We start from the raw sequence: 7,623 nt of genomic DNA, 5'->3' as shown, positions 1-7,623 counted from the left end.
CTGGTTTTTGTGGGTTTTTTGTTTTGTTCTGGTGTCTTTTTTCTCCCCCCCCCCCCCCCCCCCCCCCCCCCCCCCCCCAACCACCCGGGCTCGCGCCTCAGCGAAGACGGCGGTAGAGACCGATGGTCTGTAGTCTGGCCGACATCATGCCCCGCATCCTTGTCCGCGTCGCCGCGTTGATCGCCGTTCTCGCCCTCCTGTTCGGTGTGCCGTGGTGGACGATCGTCGGCTCGCCCGAACTCCCGGTCGCGCTCGAAGTCCTCGGCACGATCGTGTTCGCCGTCGCGGCGATCGCCCTGCCCGCGTGCATGGTCCTCGGCCACGGCCCGTGGCAGCGCGACCTCGCGGCGAAGATCGGCGACCTCTCCCTCGGGCTGATCTGGTTGCTGTTCTCCTTGTCGGTACTCGGAACCGTGCTGCGGTTCTTGCTCGCGGTGTCCGGAGTGGACAGTGCGGCGGGAATCGTGTCCGGCGTCGTCTTGGTGGCCTTCGCGGCGCTGGCGGCGTACGGAATGGCCGAAGCCCGGCGCGTGCCGAGGCTCAAGGAGCTCGACGTCGTGATCCCCCGCCTCGGCGCGGGGCTCGACGGTCTCCGTTTCGCGATCATCACCGACACCCATTTCGGACCGCTGAACCGGACGAAATGGTCGGAGAAGGTCGTCGAGGCGGTGAACGAACTCGACGCCGACGTCGTGGCCCACGCGGGCGACCTCGCCGACGGCACCGTCGCCAAACGCGCCCAGCAGGTCGCGCCGCTCGGGAAGGTACGGGCGAAACTTGGCAAGTTCTACATCACCGGCAACCACGAGTACTTCGGCGAAGCGCAGGCCTGGCTCGACCACATGCGCGACCTCGGCTGGGACCCGCTGCACAACCGGCACGCCCAGGTCCGCCGGGGCGGGGACACGCTCGTCTTCGCCGGGATCGACGACCCGACCGGCGCCGTCTCCGGCCTGCCCGGCCACGGTCCCGATCTCCCCGCCGCGCTCGATGGCGTCGCCGCGAGCACGCCGGTCGTCCTGCTCGCCCACCAGCCGAAACAGGTCAAGCAGGCCGCCGAGGCGGGCATCGACCTCCAGATCTCCGGGCACACCCACGGCGGCCAGATCTGGCCGTTCCACCTCCTGGTCCGGCTCGATCAGCCCGTGCTGGCGGGGCTTTCACGCCACGGCGAGCGCACGCAGCTCTACACGAGCCGGGGCACCGGCTTCTGGGGACCGCCGCTGCGCGTCTTCGCGCCGAGCGAGATCACCCTCCTGACCTTGCGAAACAGCGAGTAATCACCTGCTGCGACACCCTCCGGCGTCGCATCGAGCATTACCGACAACTTTTTTTGTCTTGACAAAACAGACTTTCGGACCGAGAGTTGTGCCCAACGAACTCCCGCCCCCGAAAGGCCGAAACGATGACCATCGCCGCCACCCGGACCCACGTCGCGCTCCCCGCCCGCGCCCTGCTCGCCTGCGGCGCGGCCTCGGGCCCGCTGTACTTTTTGATCACGCTCACCCAGGCCGCCGTCCGCGACGGTTTCGACCTGACGAAGCACCCGGCCAGCATGCTGAGCAACGGTGACGCTGGCTGGATCCAGGTGACGAACTTCCTGGTCACCGGCGTCCTGATGACCGCCGGAGCGATCGGCCTGAGCCGGACGCCCGAACCGGGCGGAGGCAGCACGTGGGGTCCACGACTGCTGGGCGTCTTCGGCGTCAGCCTGCTCTTCGCCGCGGTCTTCAAAGCCGACCCCGGCAACGGCTTCCCCGCGGGCAGCGGCCCGGGAACCATCAGCACCCCGGGTGTCCTGCACATGGCCGCCGGCTCGGTCGGCTTCCTCTCGCTGATCGCCGCGACCTTCGTGTTCGCGAGCCGCTTCGTCCGTGAGGGCCGCCGCGGCTGGGCCGTCTACTCCCGCGCCACCGGCATCGCGTTCTTCGCCTCGTTCGCCGGGATCAGCTCCGGCAACGCGACCGCCGCCGTGATGCTCGCCTTCTGGGCCACCGTGATGCTGGCCTGGGGCTGGGTCACCGCCGTCATCCTCCGTTCCGCTCGCTGAACCACTCAAGGAGAATTCCCGCCATGAGCACCGTGACCTCGCAAGACGGCACCACCATCGCCTACACCCGCACCGGCTCCGGCTCCGCCGTCATCCTGGTCGACGGCGCGATGTGCCACCGCGAGTTCGGCCCGGCCAAACCGCTGGCCGCCGAACTGGCCGCGCACTTCACCGTCTACACCTACGACCGCCGCGGCCGCGGCGAAAGCGGCGACACCGAGCCGTTCTCCGTCGCCCGCGAAGTCGAGGACATCGCGGCCCTGATCAAGGAAGCGGGCGGGACCGCGCACGTCTACGGCATCTCGTCCGGCGCCGCGCTCGCCCTCGAAGCCGCGAAAGCCGGGCTCCCGATCACGAAACTGGCGGTGTACGAATTCCCCCTGGTCGTCGACGACACCCGCCCGCCGGTTCCGGCCGACTACGGCGACCGGCTGGAGAAGGCCATCGCCGCCGGGCGTCCCGGCGCCGCGATCAAGACCTTCATGCGGGAAGGCGTCCGCCTCCCGGCGCCGATGGTGTTCATGATGCGGTTCATGCCCGCCTGGCCGAAACTGAAGAAGGTCGCGCCGACCCTGCGCTACGACGCCGCACTGGTCGAGGGTCTGCACGACGGCACCCCGCTGCCCGAGGGCCGCTGGGCGAGCGTTTCGGTGCCGGCGCTGGTCATGGACGGCGGCAAGAGCCCCGCGTGGATCCGCAACGGCGTCGCCGCGCTGGCGAAGGCGGTCCCCGGCGCCGAGCACCGCACGATCGAAGGCCAGACGCATATGCTCAAGCCGAAGGCCGTGGCCCCGGTACTGATCGAGTACTTCAACGACTGACGGAGCGATCACGATGATCGAACTGGTCGAAGGCGACATCACCGAACAGCAGGTCGACGTCGTGGTCAACGCCGCGAATTCGTCACTGCTCGGCGGCGGCGGGGTGGACGGCGCGATCCACCGCCGCGGCGGACCGGAAATCCTCGCCGAATGCCGGGCGCTGCGCGCCGGGCACTACGGCAAGGGACTGAAGACCGGAGAGGCGGTCGCCACCACGGCGGGCCGCCTCCCGGCACGCTGGGTGGTGCACACCGTCGGGCCGGTGTGGTCCGGCTCCGAAGACCGGTCGGCACTGCTGGCCGCCTGCCACCGCAACTCGCTGCACGTCGCCACCGACCTCGGCGCGCACACCGTGGCCTTCCCCGCCATCTCGACCGGGATCTACCGGTGGCCGGTCGAGTCCGCGGCGGAGATCGCCCTCGAGACCGTGCTGAGCACACTTTCGGCCGGATCGTCTTCGGTGGAGCTGGTGCGGTTCGTGCTGTTCGGGAAGGCGGCGTACGACGTGTTCCGGGAGCAGGCGGAGGCGCTGGGCGTGGCCGGGTCGTGAGTGGCGATTCGGGCTAGGGCCAAGGGTGTCTTAGGTACCTACTGCGGGTGGGTCCGGAACGACATCTCGAGCCTCAGTAGCGTCACTAGCCACACCCCTCCCCAGTACATGAAGGCCCCCATCCTTGCGCCTAGGTACAAGAAGGGGTCCTTCATGTACTGCAACCCCGCAGGTCACACAGTAGGCACCTAAGAGAGGACCCGCCCGAACCCGGAACGCCACTCACGACCCACGGGACCCACTACACCCCGGCCGGCGACGCCCCCCGCTCGACCACCAGCCTGGCCGCCCCGCTCCCGTCCGCCGGAACCGCCCAGATCCCCGAGTCCAGCCCGTACGCCACGGTCCGGTCGTCGAGCCAGGCGGCCTGATCGTCCACGCTCCGCGTCTCGGCCAGCAAGGTCTCCTGCCCGGAAGCCAGATCGAGGACAGCCAGCCGCCACGGCGCCGCGAGATCGGCGGAAACCCGTTTCTTGAAGGCGATTCGCTTCCCGTCCGGCGAGAGGGACGGGCATTCGACGTTCTCCCGGATCATCCTCGCGACGAGCTTGTCGTAGTCCGCCTCGACCAGGTACGTCTTCCCCTTCGTCCCCACGGTCGCGTAGAACCGCTTGCCGTCGGGGGTGAAGGTGATCCCCCAGTAGTTCACGTCGGACGAGTAGTACGGCTTTCCGTCGAGCAGGAGCCCCATCTCCTCGATGCTTTTCATCAGCTTCCCGGTCCTCAGGTCGAAGATCCCGGCCCTGGTCGAAAACCCGGTCTCCGCATAGGAATCGCCGTTGACGAACAGCGTCCAGTAGGCGAGCTTCCCGTCCGGCGAGACCCGGCCGCGACTGGGGGTGCCGGGCAGTTCGATCCGGCGGATCTCGTTGAGGTCCTTGTCCAGCACGATGACGTCGGTCATCGGCGGCAGCACCCCCGGCTGCGCGGACAGGCACAGCGCGGTCCCCGCCGAAGCGGCGAACCGGTCGCAGCTGAGCCCGGACACCTTCCGGGGTGCACCCGGCCGATCGACCGGGACGGTGGCGAGATGGCCGAAGTCGGGACCTTCGGCGATATTGCGGAACAACAGCTGTCCCTTGGCCTGCACCGAAACCGGCTGCCCGGTCACGACGGCGACGGAGTTCACCTCCGGCCCGCGGTCCCGGGAATGCAGGCCGTAGCCGACGGCGGCCGCGATCAGGACGACGACCGCCATGGCCACACCCAGGATCCGCGCCTTCATGCGTATGTCCTCAAAGGACGGACAACGGCGGCCGCGACGACCACCACGGCCAGCGCGCCGGCGGCGACCAGAACCGCGGCGTGCAGATCCCACGTGGTCCAGGCGAGTCCGAAAAGGACGGACGCGAACATCCGCGTCGTCGCCTGTCCGGTCTGCACCAGTGCCAGGCCGCTCGCCCGCTGGTGCTCGGGCAGCAGCGGTCCGGCGACGGCCATCAGCACCCCGTCGGTGGCGGCGTAGAAGACACCGTGCAGCACCAGCGCCAGCACCGCGAGAACGCCGCCGTCCACCGGCCCCAGCAGCGAAAGCAGGGCGACGACCAGTGCGACGTGCCCACCGAGGAACACCTTCCAGCGGCCGATGCGGTCCGAAAGCCTGCCGAACGGCACGGCGAGCAGCAGGTACACACCCGCGGTTCCCAGCGGCAGCAAGGGAAAGAAGACCGCGCCGAGATCCCAGCGGCGCTGCAGTACGAGATAGAGGAACGAGTCGCTGAGGGTGACCAGGCCCAGCAACGCCGCCCACACGCAGATCCGCCGGAACGACGCCTGCCGGATCAGGCCCGCGGTCTCCCGCAAGGAGACCTTGGGCCGTGCGGCGTCCGGCTTCGGCTGGTGGTCTTTGACCAGCACCAGCAGGATGATCACGCCGATGGCGGCGATGCAGAAGCTCGTGAAGAACACCGAGTCGTAACTGCCGAGGCTGAGCCACAGCACGGCCATCGCGACCAGCGGGCCGAGGAACGCGCCGAAGGTGTCCATCGCGCGGTGCACGCCGAACGCCCGGCCGAGGTGCCGGGGGTCGCTGCTCAACGTGATCAGCGCGTCCCGCGGCGCGGTCCGGACGCCTTTGCCGGTGCGGTCGGCCGCCAGGACGGCACCGATCGCGACGGTGGACGAACCCGCCAGCATCAGGCCGATCTTGCCCAGCGCCGAAAGCCCGTAACCGAAGCAGGCGACCGCCTTGAGCCGCTGCCACCGGTCCGCGAGATGCCCGCCGACGAGCCGGACGACGGCGGTGACGCCGGAGTAGAGGCCGTCGAGCACGCCGAACTGCAGCGGACTCAGGCCGAGACCGAGGACGAGGTAGAGCGGGAGGACCGCGGTCACCATCTCCGACGAGATGTCGGTGACGAGGCTGACCAGGCCGAGCGCGACGACGTTCCCGGTGACGGCCCGTTTCACGCCGCTCTTCGGGACTTCCGCCGCGGCGTCCGCTCCCCTACTGGTGGCTATGTACATGGGAGACCTCCAACGCCGCGAAGAGGCGCCGGGCCGCGGTGCACACGAGCCGCGACCCGGCACCTGATCACGGGGATCAGTGGCAGGTGTAGGTGGGAGACGAGTCGATGGTCTTGCCGTCGAGACCGACGAACTGGGTCGAGAAGGCGTTGTCCGACATGTTCAGCTTGAGCACGCCGTAGGTCGAGATCGCCTTCGCCGTGGCCGGGTGTTCCGTCTTCACCGGGTACAGGCTGGCCCCGCCACCACCGCCGATGATCTGCACCGGACCGGCGGCGTCCTTGTCGCCGTCGGCGTTCTGCGGATGGAACCGTTCGTAGTGGTGGTCGTGCCCATTGAGCACGAGGTCGACCTTGTTTCCGACCATGGTCTCCCAGAGGGTGGCCATCTTGCCGTTGTCGCCGTGGTCACCCGAGGTGTAGCGCGGGTGGTGGTAGTACGCGGCGACGCAGGGCTTGGTGTTGTTCTTCAGGTCCTGCTTGATCCAGTTCAGCTGCTCGTCGCTGATCCCGTTCGCGGCGAGGCCGGGCGAGAACTCCGTGCTGTCGATGGCGACGAAGTGCCAGTTGCCCATTTCCCAGCTGTAGTAGGTCTTCCCGTTCGGCGTCGCTATCTTGCCGAAGTACTGCTTGTAGGCGCCCAGCGGGGTGTGGTCGTAGGTCTCGTGGTTGCCGGGGACCGGGTGCATGATGTTCTTGTACTTGCCCCAGGTCTTGTCGAAGTACTTCGTGAAGTCCTCGATGTGGGCGTCGTCGTACTGGTTGTCGCCCATGGTGATCACCGCGGCCGGGTTCATCTGCCCGACCAGCGCGGCAGTCTTCGGGTGCACGCACGAAGACGAGGAAGCGGTGCACTGTTCGGCGATGTCACCGGAGGCGGCGATGACGAACGACGAACCGCCCGCCCGCGTGGTCGCCTGGATCTGGTTACTGGCCGCCGAGGTGTTGCCGGCGGCGTCCTTCGCCCGGACGGTGTAGGTGTACGCGGTCGACGCGCTCAGCCCGCTGTCGGTGAAGGACGCGGTCTCGGTCGTGCCGACGACCTGGCCGTTGCGCAGCACCTCGTAGCCGGTGACGCCGACGTTGTCCGTCGAACCGGTCCACGTCAGGTCCACAGTGGACGCCGTGACCGAACCGGCCTTGAGGTTCGACGGCGCGGTGGGCGCCTGCGTGTCACCGGAGGAGTCCGACGTCCCGTAAACCTGCATCTCCCAAAGGGAGTAGCCATAACTCGTGGCGCGTTTGGTTCCGACGAGGCGCAGGTACCGGCCGCGGGCGGACAACCCGGTGAGGTCGTCGGTCCCGCCGTTGCCGTTGGTGACGGATTTGACCGGGGTCCACGCCGAGCCGTCGTTGGAGACTTCGAGTTTGTACGCGGTGGCGTATGCCGCTTCCCAGTTCAGCTTGACCCGGTTGATGGCCGACGGGCCGCCGAGGTCGATGCGGATGAACTGCGGGTCGACACCTTCGGCGCTCGCCCACCGGGTGCCGGTCTTCCCGTCGACGGCCAGCGGACCGCCGTAGGAGGAGGACTCCACCGAGGAGACGAGAACGGGTTTACCTTGGGACAGAAGGACATCAGCGGCTTGGGCGTTACCGCTGAGCAGCGTCGGCAACAGGATGGCGGCCGCGCCTAGTGGCAGTAGTCGGGTTCGGGCCTTCACATCGATCTCCCCGGGAATCCGTGGCGGCGGGTTGAGAGGGACGGGTGCGCGGCGTCGTTCATTGAGCACTGTT

The 7,623-nt window shown here is 68.5% G+C and carries 7 protein-coding genes; 4 read left to right on the top strand and 3 right to left on the bottom strand.

Going from position 1 to position 7,623, the window contains the following annotated elements:
- Positions 1 to 146 precede the first annotated feature (146 nt).
- The 4 genes from ACZ6DT_RS25775 (at position 147) to ACZ6DT_RS25760 (ending at position 3,421) form a co-directional block, all read left to right on the top strand.
- On the top strand, positions 147 to 1,280 hold the full coding sequence (locus ACZ6DT_RS25775) for a metallophosphoesterase (protein ID WP_465599711.1): 1,134 nt from the start codon (positions 147 to 149) through the stop codon (positions 1,278 to 1,280).
- A gap of 125 nt (positions 1,281 to 1,405) precedes the next feature.
- Positions 1,406 to 2,050: a DUF998 domain-containing protein gene (locus ACZ6DT_RS25770; protein WP_465599709.1), complete on the top strand. Its 645-nt coding sequence runs from the start codon at positions 1,406 to 1,408 to the stop codon at positions 2,048 to 2,050.
- 23 nt (positions 2,051 to 2,073) lie between these two features.
- Positions 2,074 to 2,871 carry an alpha/beta fold hydrolase gene (locus ACZ6DT_RS25765; RefSeq protein ID WP_465599707.1) on the top strand — a complete coding sequence of 266 codons (798 nt, stop codon included), beginning with the start codon at positions 2,074 to 2,076 and terminating at the stop codon, positions 2,869 to 2,871.
- Positions 2,872 to 2,884: 13 nt separating this feature from the next.
- Positions 2,885 to 3,421 (top strand): O-acetyl-ADP-ribose deacetylase, encoded by a 537-nt coding sequence (locus tag ACZ6DT_RS25760; RefSeq protein WP_465599705.1) that lies wholly within the window; start codon positions 2,885 to 2,887, stop codon positions 3,419 to 3,421.
- Positions 3,422 to 3,662: 241 nt separating this feature from the next.
- Here ACZ6DT_RS25760 and ACZ6DT_RS25755 read toward each other — a convergent pair whose 3' ends face one another.
- From ACZ6DT_RS25755 to ACZ6DT_RS25745, 3 genes are all read right to left on the bottom strand, one after another.
- On the bottom strand, positions 3,663 to 4,646 hold the full coding sequence (locus ACZ6DT_RS25755) for a hypothetical protein (protein WP_465599703.1): 984 nt from the start codon (positions 4,644 to 4,646) through the stop codon (positions 3,663 to 3,665).
- On the bottom strand, positions 4,643 to 5,887 hold the full coding sequence (locus tag ACZ6DT_RS25750) for an MFS transporter (protein WP_465599701.1): 1,245 nt from the start codon (positions 5,885 to 5,887) through the stop codon (positions 4,643 to 4,645). Before ACZ6DT_RS25750 ends, ACZ6DT_RS25755 begins: the two co-directional genes overlap by 4 nt.
- Positions 5,888 to 5,963: 76 nt before the next feature.
- A complete protein-coding gene (locus ACZ6DT_RS25745) occupies positions 5,964 to 7,550 on the bottom strand; it encodes a discoidin domain-containing protein (protein ID WP_465599699.1) in 1,587 nt (528 codons plus the stop codon).
- Positions 7,551 to 7,623: the final 73 nt, after the last annotated feature.

It is taken from the genome of Amycolatopsis sp. NPDC041971, assembly GCF_055588925.1.
This window is presented reverse-complemented; position numbering and strand designations above follow the sequence as displayed.